The 17,068-nt window shown below is 69.1% G+C and carries 19 protein-coding genes; 7 read left to right on the forward strand and 12 right to left on the reverse strand.

The window, feature by feature from the left end; genetic code table 11:
- Positions 1–22 precede the first annotated feature (22 nt).
- The gene (locus tag A3OM_RS0117925; protein ID WP_018045154.1) at positions 23–1,420 is read right to left on the reverse strand and encodes an RsmB/NOP family class I SAM-dependent RNA methyltransferase; all 1,398 of its coding nucleotides are present in this window, start codon (positions 1,418–1,420) and stop codon (positions 23–25) included.
- An 86-nt stretch (positions 1,421–1,506) separates the two neighbouring features.
- Here A3OM_RS0117925 and A3OM_RS0117930 point away from each other — a divergent pair, with 86 nt between their 5' ends.
- The gene (locus A3OM_RS0117930) at positions 1,507–1,725 is read left to right on the forward strand and encodes a DUF1674 domain-containing protein (RefSeq protein ID WP_018045155.1); all 219 of its coding nucleotides are present in this window, start codon (positions 1,507–1,509) and stop codon (positions 1,723–1,725) included.
- Positions 1,726–1,733: 8 nt separating this feature from the next.
- On the opposite strand, the gene A3OM_RS0117935 is transcribed toward A3OM_RS0117930, so the two are convergent.
- Both A3OM_RS0117935 and bluB read right to left on the reverse strand, forming a co-directional pair.
- Positions 1,734–2,249 carry a L,D-transpeptidase gene (locus tag A3OM_RS0117935; RefSeq protein ID WP_026176170.1) on the reverse strand — a complete coding sequence of 172 codons (516 nt, stop codon included), beginning with the start codon at positions 2,247–2,249 and terminating at the stop codon, positions 1,734–1,736.
- 188 nt (positions 2,250–2,437) lie between these two features.
- Positions 2,438–3,094: a 5,6-dimethylbenzimidazole synthase gene (gene bluB, locus A3OM_RS0117940; RefSeq protein ID WP_018045157.1), complete on the reverse strand. Its 657-nt coding sequence runs from the start codon at positions 3,092–3,094 to the stop codon at positions 2,438–2,440.
- Between the two features lie 479 nt (positions 3,095–3,573).
- Here bluB and A3OM_RS0117945 point away from each other — a divergent pair, with 479 nt between their 5' ends.
- Positions 3,574–3,948, forward strand: coding sequence for a DUF2794 domain-containing protein (locus A3OM_RS0117945; protein ID WP_018045158.1), 375 nt, complete (start codon positions 3,574–3,576; stop codon positions 3,946–3,948).
- Positions 3,949–3,956: 8 nt separating this feature from the next.
- Here A3OM_RS0117945 and A3OM_RS0117950 read toward each other — a convergent pair whose 3' ends face one another.
- From A3OM_RS0117950 to A3OM_RS0117965, 4 genes are all read right to left on the reverse strand, one after another.
- The gene (locus tag A3OM_RS0117950; protein WP_244478991.1) at positions 3,957–4,214 is read right to left on the reverse strand and encodes a hypothetical protein; all 258 of its coding nucleotides are present in this window, start codon (positions 4,212–4,214) and stop codon (positions 3,957–3,959) included.
- Between the two features lie 91 nt (positions 4,215–4,305).
- Complete coding sequence (locus tag A3OM_RS0117955; protein ID WP_018045160.1) at positions 4,306–5,073, reverse strand: Bax inhibitor-1/YccA family protein; 768 nt, start codon at positions 5,071–5,073, stop codon at positions 4,306–4,308.
- A 300-nt stretch (positions 5,074–5,373) separates the two neighbouring features.
- Positions 5,374–7,944 carry an ABC transporter permease gene (locus A3OM_RS0117960; protein ID WP_018045161.1) on the reverse strand — a complete coding sequence of 857 codons (2,571 nt, stop codon included), beginning with the start codon at positions 7,942–7,944 and terminating at the stop codon, positions 5,374–5,376.
- Between the two features lie 39 nt (positions 7,945–7,983).
- Positions 7,984–8,679: an ABC transporter ATP-binding protein gene (locus tag A3OM_RS0117965; RefSeq protein ID WP_026176171.1), complete on the reverse strand. Its 696-nt coding sequence runs from the start codon at positions 8,677–8,679 to the stop codon at positions 7,984–7,986.
- A 150-nt stretch (positions 8,680–8,829) separates the two neighbouring features.
- Here A3OM_RS0117965 and A3OM_RS0117970 point away from each other — a divergent pair, with 150 nt between their 5' ends.
- Both A3OM_RS0117970 and thpR read left to right on the forward strand, forming a co-directional pair.
- A complete protein-coding gene (locus A3OM_RS0117970) occupies positions 8,830–9,447 on the forward strand; it encodes an arylesterase (protein ID WP_051074337.1) in 618 nt (205 codons plus the stop codon).
- Positions 9,448–9,451: 4 nt separating this feature from the next.
- The gene (thpR, locus tag A3OM_RS0117975) at positions 9,452–9,994 is read left to right on the forward strand and encodes an RNA 2',3'-cyclic phosphodiesterase (protein ID WP_018045164.1); all 543 of its coding nucleotides are present in this window, start codon (positions 9,452–9,454) and stop codon (positions 9,992–9,994) included.
- 15 nt (positions 9,995–10,009) lie between these two features.
- On the opposite strand, the gene coaA is transcribed toward thpR, so the two are convergent.
- The 5 genes from coaA to dgcN all read right to left on the reverse strand — a co-directional run bounded on the left by coaA (position 10,010) and on the right by dgcN (position 14,399).
- Positions 10,010–11,002, reverse strand: coding sequence for a type I pantothenate kinase (gene coaA, locus A3OM_RS0117980; RefSeq protein WP_026176173.1), 993 nt, complete (start codon positions 11,000–11,002; stop codon positions 10,010–10,012).
- Between the two features lie 29 nt (positions 11,003–11,031).
- Positions 11,032–11,355, reverse strand: a complete 324-nt coding sequence (locus A3OM_RS0117985) for a phosphoribosyl-ATP diphosphatase (protein WP_018045166.1) — start codon at positions 11,353–11,355, stop codon at positions 11,032–11,034.
- Between the two features lie 101 nt (positions 11,356–11,456).
- A complete protein-coding gene (gene hisF, locus A3OM_RS0117990; RefSeq protein ID WP_026176174.1) occupies positions 11,457–12,233 on the reverse strand; it encodes an imidazole glycerol phosphate synthase subunit HisF in 777 nt (258 codons plus the stop codon).
- A 157-nt stretch (positions 12,234–12,390) separates the two neighbouring features.
- Positions 12,391–13,380 carry an N-acetyl-D-Glu racemase DgcA gene (gene dgcA, locus A3OM_RS0117995; RefSeq protein ID WP_018045168.1) on the reverse strand — a complete coding sequence of 330 codons (990 nt, stop codon included), beginning with the start codon at positions 13,378–13,380 and terminating at the stop codon, positions 12,391–12,393.
- Positions 13,377–14,399, reverse strand: coding sequence for an N-acetyltransferase DgcN (gene dgcN / locus A3OM_RS0118000; protein ID WP_018045169.1), 1,023 nt, complete (start codon positions 14,397–14,399; stop codon positions 13,377–13,379). Before dgcN ends, dgcA begins: the two co-directional genes overlap by 4 nt.
- Before the next feature lie 184 nt (positions 14,400–14,583).
- On the opposite strand from dgcN, the gene maiA reads away from it, so the two are divergent.
- The 3 genes from maiA (at position 14,584) to A3OM_RS0118015 (ending at position 17,060) form a co-directional block, all read left to right on the forward strand.
- The gene (maiA, locus tag A3OM_RS0118005; RefSeq protein ID WP_018045170.1) at positions 14,584–15,228 is read left to right on the forward strand and encodes a maleylacetoacetate isomerase; all 645 of its coding nucleotides are present in this window, start codon (positions 14,584–14,586) and stop codon (positions 15,226–15,228) included.
- Between the two features lie 116 nt (positions 15,229–15,344).
- Entirely contained in the window at positions 15,345–16,676 is a 1,332-nt protein-coding gene (locus tag A3OM_RS0118010) for an NAD(P)/FAD-dependent oxidoreductase (RefSeq protein ID WP_018045171.1), read from the forward strand.
- A gap of 60 nt (positions 16,677–16,736) precedes the next feature.
- Complete coding sequence (locus A3OM_RS0118015; protein ID WP_018045172.1) at positions 16,737–17,060, forward strand: hypothetical protein; 324 nt, start codon at positions 16,737–16,739, stop codon at positions 17,058–17,060.
- Positions 17,061–17,068: the final 8 nt, after the last annotated feature.

Raw genomic sequence — 17,068 nt, forward strand, 5'->3', positions numbered from 1 at the left:
CGGAAGCCCCGCACCGTGCGCCTTAAGCTTTCCGAACCAGACGGCTCGCGAAGAACCCGTCGATCCCGCCACGGACCACCGGAGGGGCACCTTCGCCATCGACCCTATCGCCGGACAGATGCGAGGGCAGCGTCCGCAGGTCACCGTCGCCGTTGATGAGCTCGCCGAGGCCGCCGACCTCTTCGGGGCGGATCGCGAGCCGTTCGAAAGCCGGATTGCGGGCGAGGAAGGCGGCGACCTGCCCCTCGCCTTCCTCGGGCTCCAGCGAGCAGGTGCAATAGACGAGACGCCCTCCCGGCTTCACCAGTGTGGCGGCGCGGTCGAGGAGGCGGCGCTGCAGCCCGCCGAGGCGACCGACATCCCCGCCGGCCTTGGTCCAGGCGACATCGGGATGGCGGCGGATGGTGCCGGTGGCCGAACAGGGCGCGTCGAGGAGCACGGCGTCGAACGTTCCGGCGTCGGTCTCGGGCAATTGGGTGGCATCGCCGACGCGGATCTCTGCCTCCAGCCCGAGGCGGGCGAGGTTCTGGGACAGACGTTCGAGGCGCGGGGCCGAACGGTCCACGGCCACCACCTCCGCCCCCGTGGCGGCGAGCTGGGCGGTCTTGCCGCCCGGCGCGGCGCAGAGATCGGCCACGCGCTGCCCCGGCCCGACCGCGAGCAGGCGGGCGGGGATGGCGGCGGCGGCGTCCTGCACCCACCACGCGCCCTCGCCGTAGCCGGGCAAATCCGAGACCGCCGAGCGCACCTCGTGCAGGCGGATGCTGCCGGTGGGCAGGGCGACGCCGCCGAGGCGCTCGGCCCATTCCGTCGCGCTGCCGCGCGGTGTGATGTCGAGGGCAGCGCCCGAGAGATGGGCCGAGGCGATGGCCCGGGCCGTGTCGGGTCCATAGGCGGCGCTCCAGCGGGCGGCGAGCCAGTCCGGGGTGTTCTGCGCCAGGGGATCGGACGCTTCGGCCGCGATGGCGTCCCGCTCACGGATCACCCGGCGCAGGATGGCGTTCACGAGGCCGGGCGTGTGCTGCAGGTAGGGGTCGCCCTTGGCGAGGCGGACCGAGAGATCGACGGCGGCATGGTCCGGCACGTTGAGATCGAGGATCTGCACGGCGCCGGTGACGAGGAGGGCCACCAGCCTCGGCTGGTCCGGCGGCAGGCCCTGAGTCATGCGGGCGGCCAGCATCCGCCGCAGGAAGCCGAGGCGGCGGAAGGTGGCGGTGGCGATGGCCCGCGCCAGCGATGCGTCGGCGGCGTCGAGGCCGGCGTCGACGCCCGCCTTGGCCAGGGCGTCCTCGAGGGCGAAGGCGCGGCCCTGCACGAGGAGATCGGCCACGGCGGCATGGGCCACCTGCCGGGCGGCGAGGCCTGGAACCGTGCGGTCGATCGTCGTCGCCGGCCCATCCGCGTTGCGGCGTGTCGCCATGAATGCCACTTTCCGTGTCCGAGGCCCGGTCACCCGGAGCCAATCCCAACGGATGCCCTCCCATCCGGCCCACCGAGATGCAAGCCATGACGACATCCGACGACGCGGAAAACGCCGAGATCCCGCCCCGCCCCGCCTTGACGCCCGCCGCAGAGCGGGCTCTGGCCGAGGCCGCCGACCGACGCGCTGCCATCGACGCGAAGGCGGCGGAGATCTCCGCCGCCCGCGAGCGCCAGGGCCGTGGTGGCCTGGAGCCCGTCCGCTACGACGATTGGGAAGTCAAAGGCATCGCCGTCGACTTCTGAGCGCGGGCTCAGCGCGTGACGTAGACCTGCGTGCCCACCGAGACGCGCCCGTAGAGATCGACCACGTCCTGATTGTACATGCGGATGCAGCCATAGGACGCGTAGGTGCCCACCGAATTCGGACGGTTGGTGCCGTGGATGGCGTACTCACCGCCCGCCAGGGTCATCGCCGCCGCGCCCATCGGGTTGTGCGGCGAGCCGCCGGCGATCACGTCGGGCAGGCGCGGGTTGTCACGCTTGACCTCGCGCGGCGGCGACCAGGCCGGCTCGACATATTTGCCGTCGATCTTGGTGGCGCCGGTCCATTGCTTGCCGGGCTTGCCCACCGCCACGGGATAGCGGATCGCCGTGCCGTCGCCGTTGACGAGGTAGAGCCGGCGCTCCGAGGTGCGGACCACCACGGTACCGGGCATGACGGCCTGGTCGAAGGCCACGAGTTCGCGGGACGCGGCCGGTGACGCGGCAAACCCCACACTCAAGACCGTTGCGGCCAAACAAGCGGCGAACCCATTACGCGCGAACATCTGTCGTCATCCCCGAAAGCGAGACCGTGAGCTTCACGATAAGCAGCGATCGAGATTGCCGTTCCGGTTACCGGTGGGGGTCATCGGCCGGATACGCACCGGAATGATGGAGCGCGGTTAAACGGCGCCCCTCACACTCGCGCTAAAGGCGAACGGTCCGATTAGGATTTGATAAAGGCTCACCTCGCTCACCGCTCCAGCAGGACGGAAGCCGTCTCGTCGCGCTCCTGCCAGCCATGCCGGACGAGTTCGGGATCGTCGTGCTCTTCCACCGGATAGCCGACGCAGAGATAGGCGACGAGGCGCCAGGAGGCGGGAACGTCGAGATGCGACGTGACGCAATCGGGCTCGATGATCGACACCCAGCCGACGCCGAGGCCGTGCGCCCGCGCGGCGAGCCAGAAGGTGTGCACCGCCGTGACCACCGAATAGCGCAGCATTTCCGGCATGGTGGCGCGGCCGAGGCCGAACCCGTTCTTCGTATCCTCATCGCAGAAGATCGCGAGATGGATGGGTGCCTCGCGCAAGCCCGCGAGCTTCAGGCGGGTATAGGCTTCGCGGCGCTCGCACTCGTAGGTCTCGGCCGCCGCATCGTTGCAGCGCTCGAAACTCGCGGTGACCACGCTGCGCCGCGCCGGGTCGGCGACACGGACGAAACGCCAGGGCTGGCTGTTGCCCACGGACGGGCTCAGCATCGCCAGGGCCAGGCAGCGCTGAAACACGGCCTCATCGACGGGATCGCTGCGAAAGCGGCGCACGTCACGACGCCAGGCGAACAGGTCGCCGAGCGTCTCGCGAAAGCCGGGATCGAACCTCACCAAGACCTGCCGTCCAATCACTGCCATCCCTTGTCGACGAGGCCGCCTCTGCCGCCCGCCCCTGTCGGCCACCGCCGGAATCCGGCAGTCCACCAAAGCGGCGGTAGAATGCGAAGAGGGGCCGAGGGCATCGAAAAGGATTTTTAGACCAGAGCGGACCGTCATGGCAGAAAAAAAGGCCGCACTCCGGAGAGGCGGCCTGAAGTCCTTGGGTCTCGAAACCTCTGGAGTGTCGCTCCCGTGACATCGGCAGACTCCCGAAAGCTGGGGAGCATGGATATCGGCCGCCCGACCGAGCACGGAACCGACGAGGTTCGGCCACAGGTATCATCTTCTATCGCGGCCGACGATGGGCGATAACGGGGCGAAATCGTGATGTTGTGTTGCCGGTCCGTGGCTGGTGCCGGTGCGCACGCGGCGGTCGACCGGGCTTGCAGGCTCGGAGTGGGAGGCCCATCATTCCTCCTTGGCGGCGCTCGTCGCGTCGCCGGAACCGAGGAGCGAGGATGGACGAGGGGACCGGAGCCGAGCCGCGATCGAAGGATTCCACCGGCCGCGTCGTGCCGTTCCCGACGGCTCCGGTGGTGCCACAGGTCGCCTTCGACCGTTCCGAACTCAGGACCCTGTTCAACCTCTACGGCCGCATGGTCTCGGCCGGCGAATGGCGTGACTACGCCCTCGACTTCCGCCGCGACAAGGCGGTGTTCTCGATCTACCGCCGCTCATCCGAGACCCCCCTGTTCCGGGTGGAGAAGGATCCCAAACTCGCGCGACGCCAGGGCGCCTTCGCGGTAATTTCCGCCGCCGGCATCGTGCTCAAGCGAGGGCACGACCTCGCCCGTGTCCTGGCGGCGCTGGAAAAGCCTCTTCGCGTGGTGTGATCGCCCCGTCACGGGATGAAGAACGGGAGCGCCTCCCAACGGATAGGAGGCCAACCCCATCGCCGCGCGCCGATGGAATACAGGGCGCCGATCACGAACAGCGTAGCGATGCCGGCGATGATGGCCGCACCGATGCCGGCCCATGCGCCGGCGACGATCGTTGCGGCGACGCTCACGCCGACGATGGCGTAGGTCGGCACGTCGCTGGGCTGCGGCGTCTCCCGCTCTGGGCCACGCCCGATTTTCGGCACCACCGGTTTACCCACCGCGACATCCTCGCAGGTTCGCAGCAGCGGAAACGAAAAAAGGCCCCGGCGTTTCCGCCGAGGCCTTTCGATCCGCGTTCCGATGGCTCGCTTAGCGGCGATCGCCGAGGAGCTGGAGCAGGAACTGGAACATGTTGATGAAGTCCAGGTAGAGGGTCAGAGCGCCGTTCACCGACAGCTTGGCCGCGCCTTCGGCATCGGCTCCACTGTAGAGGAACATCTCCTTGAGCTTCTGCGTGTCGTAGGCGGTGAGGCCTGCGAAGATCAGGACGCCGAGCACCGAGATGGCGAACTGAAGCGCGCTCGAGGCCAGGAAGATGTTCACGATCGATGCGATGAAGAGGCCGATCACGCCCATGATCAGGAACGATCCCATCCCCGAGAGGCTGCGCTTGGTGGTGTAGCCGTAGAGGCTGAGACCGCCGAACGTCGCCGCCGTGATGAAGAAGACCCGGACCACGCTGGCGCCCGTGAAGACGAGCAGCAGGGTCGACATCGACGCGCCCATCACCGCCGCGAAGGCGAAGAAGGTCATGCGCGCCGAGGAGGCCGACATCTTGTCCATGCGCATCGTGAAGATGAAAATGAACGCGAGGGGCGCAAGCATCAGAACCCACTTGAGGGGGCTGGTGTAGAGCATCTGGCCGAACGGGGTGAGCGCGAGCTTGCCCGTAGCGGTCTGCGCGGTGGCGGCCATGTTCAGGCCGAGGGCCACGAGGCCGGAGATCCCGAGGCCGACGACCATGTTGTTGTAGACGCCGAGCATGAAGCTGCGCAGGCCCTGATCGACATCGACCTGGGAGCCGGCATAGCCCTGGGGCTGGGCGCCGTAGCGGAAGGGACTGTTATCGAATGCCATGGGAGATTCCCTTGGAAGCTCTCTCAGCGTGTGATTTGGAACCGAGGCTCACGCACAGGACCTCTGGCACGTGACCGCGCCTTGAGCCGAAATATGTTCCGTCATGCCGCTCCGCACAAGGGGGCGGCCGAGCTTTGCGGCCAGGGAATCACCGCTTCTGACCTCTATCTTTATTTGGATGAGGGCGGATTAAATCTCGTTCATCATCCGCGCGGCGCACCAGAGCTATAGTGACAAGTCATAAACCATGACTTCGGCGTCGTCTTTCTCCGTCGATTGGGAGGCGGACGACCTCCGGCCTCAGAATTGACGCAGGTAGGGAGCCGGTTTCTGGCCGAGGATGCGCCATGTCCCGGCCAGCCCGAGGACGATCGCGAAGACCACCGCGAGGGTGGATGCGACGAGGGCACCGGAGAGGTCCAGGGCGAAGTCGAGCTTCATCACGCGGGTCACGATGGTCCAGCCCGCGAGCGTGCCGGCGAGAAGCCCGAACAGGGCGGTGGCGATGCCCAGGGCGCCGTATTCCAGCGTGTAGGCCAGGAGCAGGCGCCCGCGCGTGGCGCCCAGGACCTTCAGCACGACGGCATCGTACAGCCGGGCGCGGTGCCCCGCCGCGATGGCGCCGGCGAGCACGAACAGGCTCGCCACCACGGCGACGCCGCTGGCGGCGCGAATCGCCAGGACCAGCTTGCCGACGATGTCGTTGACGGTGTCCAAGGCGTCCTTCACCCGCACGCTGGTCACCGACGGAAAGGCGCGGGCGACGTCGCGCAGGATCAGGGCCTCGGTCCCGGCATCCGGCCCGCCCGCCAGGGTGAGGGTGGCGAGGTCCGAATGCGGCGCGCCCCGGAACGTGCCGGGCGAGAAGACCATGACGAAATTGATGCCGAGGTTGCGCCATTCGACCTTGCGCAGGTTCGCGACTTTCGCCGTCAGATTCCGCCCCAAGACGTTGACCGTGACGGTGCCGCCGACAGCCAGGTTCAGCGCGCGGCCGAGTTCCGCATCGAAGGACACCAGGGGTTTCGCCCCCTCCTCCGCATTCCACCACGAGCCGGCGACGAGGTTCGATCCCTCCGGGAGATCCTCGGCATAGGTGATCCCGCGGTCGCCATCGAGCACCCAGGCGGCATCCTCGGGCGGCTTGATCGCGGCGGCGGGGGTGCCGTTGATGGCGACGATGCGCCCGCGCATCATCGGCACGCGCTCGATCTTGCCCCCCGGCGCGAGCTTGCCGAGTTCCGCATGGAACCCGTCCGCCTCCGCCGCCGGAATGTCGAGGAAGAACAGGTTCGGCGCACGAGCCGGCAGCGAGCTCGTCAGCGTCCGCCGGACGTTGGCGTCGATCAGGCTCAGCGTCACCAGCAGGGTCACCCCGAGGCCGAGCGACAGGACGATGGCGGGGGTGAGCGCGCCGGGGCGGTGAAGGTTGGCCAAAGCCATGCGGGGCGCCGCCGAGCGCGGCCGGGGCAGGCGCCGCGCCCCGGCCATGAGGCCGAGGGCGACGAGACGCAGCAGCCCGAAGGCGAGGCCGGCCGCCACGATGAACATCAGCGCGACCCTCCGGTCGAAAGCCGTGGCCAGCGCCAGCGCCACCAGGGCGGCGAGCGCCGCGACGAGGATGAGCCGGTAGCGCAACCGCGTCTTGCGGGTGTCGGGATCGACCACGTCCCGGAACAGGCCGGAGACCGGCACGTCATGGGCATGGCCCAGGGGAATGATGGCGAAGGCGAGCGCCGTGAGCAGTCCGTAGGCGGCGGCCAACAACAGCTCCGCCGGAGCCAGGGTCGGGTTCAACGGCAGCGGAAGCGCATCGTGGAAGAGGGCATCGAGGAGGAATGGCAGGCCCGCCCCGATCGCGAGCCCGATCACGGTGCCGAGCCCGGCCACCAGCATCACCTGTGTGAGATAGATGCCGACGACCTGCCCTCCCGGCGCGCCGACGCTCTTCAGGGTGGCGATGGACCCGCGCTTCCGCGCCACGAAGGCGTTCACCGCATTGGCGACCCCGACCCCGCCGACGATGAGCGCCGTGAGCCCGACCAGGGTGAGGAACTGGGTGAAGCGCTCGACGCTCTTGGCGAAACGCGGATCGGCATTGGACCGCGAGCGCATCTCCCAGCCGGCATCCGGCACCGCACGGGCGACGGCCGCGATCCGCCGCTCCAGTTCCGCATCGTCGGCGGCGGGGGCCTGGATGCGATAGCTCCACCGGTTGAGGCTGCCCGGGCGGATCAGCCCCGTCGCCTGAAGCGTCTCGGCGGAGACGAGGAGGCGCGGGCCAAAGCCGATGCCGTTGGCGATCTTGTCCGGCTCGGAGACCAGCGTGGCCCGGATGGCGATCGGCTTGCCGGCGATCTCGATGCGGTCGCCGACCTCGAGGTCGAGGCGCGTCAGCAGGACCGGATCGGCGACGGCGCCGAACACCCCATCCCTCTCGGCCAGCAGATCGGGGAGCGGCAAGGCCGGGTCGGTGACGAGGTCCCCGGCGGCGGGATAGGCACCGTCCACCGCCTTGAGTTCCACCAGGGCCGCGCCCTTGTCCCCGGCCAGCGCCATGGCCCGCAGGGTCGTGACCACCGAGACCTTGCCCTGCGCGTCGAGGGCGGCCCGCTCGTCGGGTGTCGCCTCGCGGTTGATCAGACTGTAGGTGAGATCGCCGCCGAGGATGCGCTTGCCCTCTCGGCCGAGACCATCCGTGAGCGAGCGCGAGATCGAGGCGACCCCGGCAATGGCCGCGACGCCGAGCGCGATGCAGGCGAGGAACACGACGAAACCGGCGAGCCCGGCGCGCAACTCGCGGAAGGCGAGGCGCAGGGTGAGCGGGACGCGGCTGGGGCGCGGAGCGGGACGAGGCAGGGTGCCATGCATGGGGTCAGGCCTTCCGCCGAACGCGCGGGTTCAGCCGGATCACGCCGCCACCGCCTCGTCCACAAGCCCCGAGCGCAGACGCACGGTGCGGTCGCAGAGCTTGGCGAGGCCGGGATCGTGGGTGACGAGGACGAGGGTCGCGCCGCGATCGCGCTTCAAGGCGAAGAGAAGGTCCACGATCTGCCGGCCCGTGGCCTCGTCGAGATTGCCGGTAGGTTCGTCGGCCACCAGGATCGCCGGGTCGGGCGCGATGGCGCGGGCGATGGCGACGCGCTGCTGCTCGCCGCCCGAGAGCTGGGCGGGGTAGTGGTGCAGCCGGTGGCCGAGGCCGACCGCTTCCAGTTCCACCCGCGCCCGCTCGTGCGCACCCGGCTTGTCGGCGAGTTCGAGGGGCAGCGCGACGTTCTCCAGGGCCGTCATCGTCGGCACGAGGTGGAAGGCCTGGAACACGATGCCGATGCGCCGGCCGCGAAACCGCGCCAGGGCATCCTCGTCGAGTGCGCCGAGATCGGTGCCCTCCACATGGATCGTTCCCGATTCCGGCCGCTCCAGGCCCGCCATCACCATCAGCAGGGTCGACTTGCCCGAGCCGGAGGGGCCGACGAGGCCGACCGCCTCGCCGCGGGCCACATCGAGGGAGATGCCCCTCAGGACATGGACCCGCGCCGCCCCCCGACCGAGGCTGAGATCGATCCGCGACAGGGCGATCGCGGGAGCGTCCACCTTGCCGGGCATCACGGCAGGACCGATCTGTGTGAGACCATCGTCATGAACACCATAGGTCGAGGCTGTGCGGGAATGGGTCTGTGTCATACGTCACGCGATGAGGTCGATATGGTTCGTCTCGCTCCACCACGCCAGCATTCCCGCCGGGCGACGCTGGTGATGGCACTCTTTGCCGCATTGGGTACGGGAATCGGCCACGCCGCCGCACGTCCCCTCAACCTGGTGGCCTTCGGCGACAGCCTGACTGCCGGGTACCGCCTGCCCTCGGCCGCGGCCTTCCCTTCCGTGCTGGAACGCGAACTGAAGGCCAGGGGCCGCGCCGTGTCGATCGCCAATGCGGGCGTCTCCGGCGACACCAGCACCGGGGGGCTCGACCGTCTCGACTGGTCGGTCCCCGACGGGACCGACGGGGTCATCCTCGAACTCGGTGCCAACGACATGCTGCGCGGCACCGACCCCGCCGTGACGAGAAAGGCCCTCGACACCATCGTCTCCCGGCTCAAAGCCCGTGATATCCCGGTCCTGCTCGCCGGCATGAAGGCCTCGACCAATCTCGGGCCGGACTACGTCGCGCGGTTCAACGCGATCTATCCCGATCTCGCCCGGCAATACGGCCTCGTCCTCTATCCGTTCTTTCTGGAAGGCATCCTCAACGACCGGCGCTTCAACCTGGAGGACGGGCTCCACCCCAATGTGAAGGGCGTCGAGACCATCGTCTCCGGCATCCTGCCCACGGTGGAGACATTCCTCGACCGGCTCGGCACGGCGCAGAAATAGACCGATGCCGCGCCTGTTCACCGCCCTCGAACTCCCCGACGACATCGCCGAGGCCGTGTCGCGCTATCAATGCGGCCTGCGCGGCGCGCGCTGGATCGAGCGCGGCGACCTCCACATCACCCTGCGCTTCCTCGGCGATGTGGAGGACGAAGTGGCCGAGGCGTTCCATGCCGGCCTCGTCGAAGCGCGCCCGCGCCCGCCTCTCGACGTGACGCTGTCCGGCCTCGACGCGTTCGGCGGCGACAGGCCCCGCGCGATCATCGCAAGCATGACTGCCGGGCCCGACCTCCTCGACCTGCAGGAGGAGCACGAGCGCATCGCCCGCGCCGCCGGTGCCGAGCCGGAGCGACGCAAGTTCACGCCCCACGTGACCCTGGCTCGTCTCGCCAAGCGCGACACCCAGGCACCGGACGTGGCGGAGTATTTCGCCGAGAGAGGCCTGTTTCCGGCTTTGCGGTTCACCGCGACGCGGGTGGCTCTGTTCTCGGCGCGGGAATCGCGGGGCGGCGGGCCGTATGTGGTGGAGGCGGCGTATCCGCTGGGCTGAGGGATACGCTCCGGCTCACAACCGCCGCAGCGCCACGCTCTCGATGCGATGGCTCGCGCCCTTGGCCAGGATCAGACTGGCGCGCTGGCGCGTCGGCAGGATGTTGTCGCGCAGGTTCGGCAGGTTGATCGTGGTCCAGAGGTTGTCGGCGATATCGAGGGCCTCGGCCTCCGTCACCTCGGCGTATTTCCGAAAATACGAGAGCGGATCACGGAAGGCGGTCTGGCGCAGGCGCAGGAAGCGGTTGACGTACCAGCGGTGCAGGTCGTCCTCGTGCCCGTCGAGATAGATCGAGAAATCGAAGAAGTCGGAGACGAAGGGGATCGCGGTGCCGTCGCGCGGCAGGCGCGCCGGCTGGAGGACGTTGAGCCCCTCGACGATGAGGATGTCGGGGGATTCCACCACCCGCTCCTCGCCCGCCACCACGTCGTAGACGAGGTGGGAATAGAGCGGCGCCGCCACGCTCTTCTTACCGGCCTTGATGTCGGTGAGGAAGCGCAGGAGGGCGGCGGTGTCGTAGCTCTCGGGAAAGCCCTTGCGCTCCATCGCGCCCATGCGCTTCAGCTCGGCATTGGGCAGCAGGAACCCGTCGGTGGTGATGAGGTCGACCTTCGGCGTGTTCGGCCAGCGGGCGAGCAAAGCCTTGAGGACGCGGGCGGTGGTGGATTTGCCCACCGCCACCGAACCGGCGACCCCGATGATGTAGGGAACCTTGGCCTCGCGCTCGGCCAGCAGGAAGCGCTGGGTCGCCTTGAACAGCCCCTGCGTCGCCGCGACGTAGAGGGAGAGCAGCCGCGACAGCGGGAGATAGATCGCCACCACCTCCTCGATGGAGATGGGATCGTTGAGCGATTGCAGGCGGCTGACATCGTCCCCCGTCAGCGTCAGCGGGGTATCGGCGCGTAACTGCGCCCATTCCTCACGGGAAAACAGGCGATAGGGCGACAGGCGCTCGGGGCCGATCCCCGTCACCGGGTCCTGGCCGAGGGCGGGATCGCGCTCGGACACGATGGCGATGGGCCGTGACGGCTCGACGGTCACGGGTGCCTCCGGGCCGCTTTCTCGGCGATGCCGCTCTGGGCGGTGCGGCGCTCGAGTTCCGCCATCACCTCCGGCAGGGCGACGCCGCCGGCGCGCAGCAGCACGAGGAGGTGGTAGAGCACGTCCGCCGCCTCGCTCACGAGCCCGTCACGATCGCCCTGCACGGCGGCGATGGCAGCCTCGACCGCTTCCTCGCCGAGCTTCTTGGCGGGCTTGGCCGGCCCGCCGGCCAGGAGCTTGGCCGTGTAGGACTGGTCCGGCGGCGCGGCGGCGCGGTCGGCGATGAGGGCGTCCAGATCGCTCAGGGTGAAATCGGTCATGCGATCCTAGCTCTCGGCAGGCCGGACGATGCACGCAACGGCGACGAGCCTGCGGCACGGGAAGGGATTGGGCAAGGGTCGGACCTCGGCGCCGCGACCCGTCACGGGTCGAGCCGCATGTGCAAGCCGGCCTTCGCCATATGCGCCTTGGCCTCGGCGACGGTGTGCTGGCCGAAATGGAAGATCGAGGCGGCCAGCACCGCGCTGGCGCCACCGTCGCGCACGCCTGCCACGAGGTCGTCGAGGCCACCGACGCCGCCCGAGGCGATGACCGGCACCGAGACCGCGTCCGAGATCGCCCGCGTCAGGGCGATGTCGTAGCCCGAGCGCATCCCGTCCCGGTCCATGGAGGTGACGAGGAGTTCACCGGCACCGCGCGCCGCCACGGTCCGGGCGAAGTCGATGGCGTCGAGCCCGGTGGGCTTGCGCCCGCCATGGGTGAAGATCTGCCAGGCATCCGGCTCGCCCGGGGCGGAGGTCCGCTTGGCGTCGATGGCGACGACGATGCACTGGCTGCCGAACTTGAGGGCGCCGCGCTCCACGAAGGAGGGGTCGTTCACCGCCGCCGTGTTGATCGAGACCTTGTCGGCCCCGGCGAGGAGCAGGGTGCGGATGTCCTCCACCGTGCGCACGCCGCCCCCGACCGTGAGCGGCATGAAACAGGCCTCGGCCGTGCGGCTCACCACGTCGAGCAGGGTGCCGCGGGCCTCGTGGCTCGCGGTGATGTCGAGGAAGCAGAGTTCGTCGGCGCCGGCCGCGTCATAGGCCTTGGCCGCCTCCACCGGATCGCCGGCATCGCGCAGTTCCAGGAACTGGACGCCCTTGACGACGCGCCCGTCCTTCACGTCGAGGCAGGGAATGATTCGGGTCTTCAACATGGTGGACCTGTCACGCTTGCGGCCGATCCGGGTCGCACGCATCGGGCCATGCCCGTCCCTGCACCATTCCGTCAACTCGGCGACGGGGATCGGCACCATTTTGCAGGGTCGTTCGGCGAGATTTGAAACCCGAACCGGGCGTCGAGAACTCTCGGCCCTATCCCCAGAGGTCCGGCGTCGGCGGATGGATCAGGCTGCCGTCGAAGCGCAGGGCCGGCTCGCGGTCCCGCGCCAGCAGCAGGGGCCCGTCGAGATCGACATAATCCGCGTGGTGGGCGAGCAGCATGGCGGGCGCCATGGCCAGCGACGTGCCGACCATGCAGCCGATCATCAGCGAGAGCCCCCGCGCCTTTGCCTCGTGCGCCAGCATCACCGCCTCGGTGAGGCCGCCGGCCTTGTCGAGCTTGATGTTGATGGCGTCGTAGCGGTCGGAGAGCGCGTCGAGGCCGGCGCGGTCGTGCAGGCTCTCGTCGGCGCAGATCGGGATCGGCCGGGCGATACGGGCGAGCAACGCGTCCTCGCCGGCCGGGAGCGGCTGCTCGATGAGGCCGACCCCCGCGGCGAGGCAGGCGGCCAGATTCGCCTCGATGGTCTCTCCGCTCCACGCCTCGTTGGCATCGACGATCAGGCGCGATTCCGGCGCGCCGCGACGAACGGCGGCGATGCGCTCGGGATCGCCTTCTCCGCCGAGCTTGACCTTGAGCAGGGGCCGGTGCGCCGCGCCGCGTGCGGCCTCCTCCATGCTCTCCGGCGTGCCGAGGCTCAGCGTATAGGCGGTGGTGGCGACCTGCGGCAGGCTCAGGCCCGCGATTTCCCAGGCCGGGCGACCGCGCTGCTTGGCCTCCAGATCGAGCAGGGCGCAATCGACGGCGTTGCGCGCGGCTCCCGCCTTCATCAGCGTGAGCAGATCGGTGCGCGTGGCCCCCGCCGCGATCGCGTCGGCCTGTTCGGAAATCAAGGCGCAGACGCCCTCGGGGGATTCGCCGTAGCGCGGATAGGGCACGCATTCGCCCCGGCCCAGATGGCCGTCGGCATCGTCCGTGATGGTGGCGAGCACCACCACCGCTTCCGTGCGGCTGCCCCGCGCGATGGTGAAGGCCCCGGCGATGGGGAAGCGCTCCACCGCGACCGTGAGGCGGCGGGTCATGCGGCGCTCCCGGCGGGGAACTCCGCCAGCAGACGGTCGATGATCCCGTCGACGCCGAAGCGGACCGGATCGGTGGCGGGCAACCCGTGCTCCTTGGTCAGATCCTGGAGCAGGGTGCGGGCCTCGTCCTCCCCGAGCTTCTGCGTGTTCACCGCGATCCCCACCGGGCAGATGCCGGGATTGGTGAGGCTTCCGAGCTGGATCGTGAGGTCGATCACCTGCTGGATCGACGGCAGCGGATGCGCCACGCCGCGCATGGCTTTGCGGCTCGGCTCGTGACAGACGACGAAGGCATCGGCCTGGGCACCGTGGAGCAGGCCGAGGCTGACGCCGGCGAAGGACGGGTGGTAGAGCGAGCCCTGACCCTCGATCAGGTCCCAATGGTCCGGGTCGGCCGCGGGAGCGATCCATTCCACGGCGCCGGAGATGAAGTCGGCCACCACCGCATCGATGGCGACACCGCGCCCGGAGATGAACACGCCGGTCTGGCCGGTGGCCCGGAAATCCGCATCGAGGCCGCGCTCGCGCATGCCGCGCTCCAGGGCGAGGACGGTGTATTTCTTCCCCACGGAGCAATCGGTGCCGACGCTCAGCAAGCGACGTCCCGGCCGCCGGATGCCCTTGCCGGTGTCGAAGGTCTCGGTGGTGTGGCGCACGTCGTGCAACTGGCGCCCGTTCTTCTCGGCCGCCTCGGCGATCTCCGGCAGCGAGCCGAGGCGCACGTGAAGGCCGCTGGCGATGTCGAGCCCCGCATTCAGGGCGGCCACGACCTCCGAGACCCAATGCGTCGGGAGCACGCCGCCGGCATTGGCGACGCCGATGATCATGGTCCGGCAGCCCTGGGCCACGGCCTCGTCCAGGGTCAGGTCCGGGATGCCGAGATCGGCGGCGCAGCCGGGCAGGCGCAACTGGCCGACGCACCAGTCCGGCCGCCAGTCGGCGATGCCGTAGGCGGTCTTGGCTGCTAACGTATCGGGAACGTCGCCGAGGAACATCAGGTAGGGCGTTTCGATCTGCATCTCGCATTCACCCGTCGGACTGAGATGGTGGCCGGTTCGCTCCGTCTATGCGCGAAGGCGGCCTCGCTGCCAAATGCACGATCATGGCCAGAACCTCCGGGTCCCTCTGACGGAATCGGCACTTGCGATCGGCTTCGTTGTCGGGTGTGGTCCCCGGCGACCAAAGGCTGAAGGGGAGACGGCCATGAAGATGTACGGCAACTGGCGCTCGGCCGCCGCTTTCCGGGTGCGCATCGCCCTCAACCTCAAGGGCCTCGCTTGCGAGGAGACCTTCATCGATCTCGATGCCGGCGACCAGTTCGAGCCCGAGTATCTCGCCATCAACCCGCAGGGCGCCGTGCCCGCCTTCTTCGACGGCGACGGCCCTCCCCTCACCCAATCGCTGGCGATCCTCGACTATCTCGAGGACATCCATCCCGAGCCGGCCCTGCTGCCGAGCGATCCGAAAGCCCGGGCGCGCGCGCGGTCCCTGGCGCAGGTGGTCGCCTGCGATACTCATCCGCTCTATGTTCCGCGGGTGCGCAACTACCTGATGTCGGCCTACGACATCCCGAAGGACGGCATGATGGGGTTCGTGCGGCACTGGTTCGAGACCGGGCTCAAGACGCTGGAGACCCGCCTCGCCCACGAGCCCGGCACCGGCCGCTATGCGCAGGGAGACGCGATCAGCCATGCCGACCTCTGCCTCGTGAGCCTCTGGGTCGGCACCGGCATCTTCGGCGTCGAGACCGCGCCCTATCCCACCGTGAGGCGGATCGCCGAGGATTGCCTGGGGCAGGAGGCGTTCGCCAGGGCGCATCCCCTACGCCAGCCCGGCGCGCCCGCGTGAGAATATCGGCCGGGCCGCGTAGCTGAGGCTGCCGTTCAAAAAAGATTTTGCCTATAAGACCCGAGCGGAGAAAAAGGCGGGCCGCCTGCCGCTCAAGTTCAAGGGACGAGGGACGCATGGTACCGGGCGAAACCGTGGACAACCTCCACCGCATCGTGGTCGTCGGTGGAGGCGCGGCTGGGCTTCAGCTCGCCACCAAGCTCGGCGACACGCTGGGCCGGAAGGGCAAGGCGCACGTCACCCTCGTGGACAGGGCGCGGACCCATATCTGGAAGCCGCTGCTGCACGAGGTCGCCGCGGGCAGCCTTGATGTCGGTCACCACGCCGTGGACTATCTCCACCACGCGCATCAGCATCATTTCCGCTATCGCATCGGCTCGATGACGGGGCTCGACCGGTCCGCGCGCACGATCCAGCTCGCCGCGAGCCACGATGCCGAGGGCCGCGAGGTCACGCCCGTCCGCTCGATCCCCTACGACACGCTGGTCCTGGCGGTGGGCTCGACCACCAACGATTTCGGCACGCCGGGGGTGAAGGAGAACGCCATCGCCCTGGACACGCCGGACCAGGCGGTGCGGTTCCACCAGCGCCTCGTCAACGGCATGCTGCGCGCGCACACCCAGGTCGGGCCGGTGCGCCCCGGCCAGCTCCACGTGACGGTGATCGGGGCCGGCGCCACCGGCACCGAATTGGCGGCGGAGCTTCATCGCACCACCCGCGACGTGGCCTCCACCGGCCTCGACAAGATCGACCCCGCCAAGGACCTGAAGATCACCCTCGTCGAGGCGGCGAGCCGGATCCTGCCGGCCGTCCCCGAGCGTCTCTCGGCGGAGGTGATGGCGCTGCTGAACAAGATCGGCGTCGAGGTCCGCACTCAGGCACGGGTGACGGAAGTCCGAGCCGACGGCGTCCAGCTCGCCGATGGCGGGTTCATCCCCTCCGAACTCGTGGTCTGGGCGGCCGGCGTGAAGGCGCCGCCGTTCCTGCAGGAGATCGGCGGCCTCGAGACCACGCGCAACAATCAGCTCGTGGTCACGCCGACTCTCCAGACCACGCGCGATCCCGACATCTTCGCCATGGGCGATTGCGCCTATCTGGTGGAGCAGGGCTCGGACACGCCGATCCCGCCGCGTGCGCAGGCGGCGCACCAGCAGGCGAGCCATCTCATCAAGCAGATCCCGATCAAGATGGCCGGGGAGCCCCTGAAGCCGTTCAAGTACCGGGATTTCGGCTCGCTGGTGTCCCTCGGGGAATATTCCACGGTGGGCAACCTGATGGGCTTCATCCAGGGAAAGAACATGTTCATCGCCGGGCTGTTCGCGCGGATGATGTACTGGTCGCTCTACAAGATGCACGAGCGCGCCCTGCACGGCACGATCAAGACCGCCCTCGACGCCACGGCCCGCGCCCTGACGCGGCGCACGGAGCCGCGGGTCAAGCTTCATTGAACGACCGGATTCGCCGGGGGCCGTGCCGCGCCCCCGGCAGGAACGTGACGAGACACGATCATGATCGACATCATCCAGGGCCTGCAGCAGCGCAATCCGACGCTCGGCCCCTACGTCCTCGTGCTGCGCTCGGATTCCCGCGCACGAGATCCCTCCGACCCGGCACGTCTCTGCGCCGAGGCGGAGGCCTGGATCGCCGAGAAGACCCCCGGCGCGCGTCTGTCCCAGGAGACCGTCCTGATCGCTCCTTATCCGGGTGGAATGCCCACCGAGCGCAGTGTCTCGGTGATGGCCTTCAAGGATGCCATGCAGCTCGCCGCCTTCGCCACGGCCTGGACGGCGGAACCCGAGCCGGAAGACGAGCCGACGCCCGAGACCGAATGAGACCGAAC

The organism is Methylobacterium sp. 88A, from assembly GCF_000376345.1.
In the GTDB taxonomy this organism is placed as follows: Bacteria; Pseudomonadota; Alphaproteobacteria; order Rhizobiales; family Beijerinckiaceae; genus Methylobacterium; species Methylobacterium bullatum.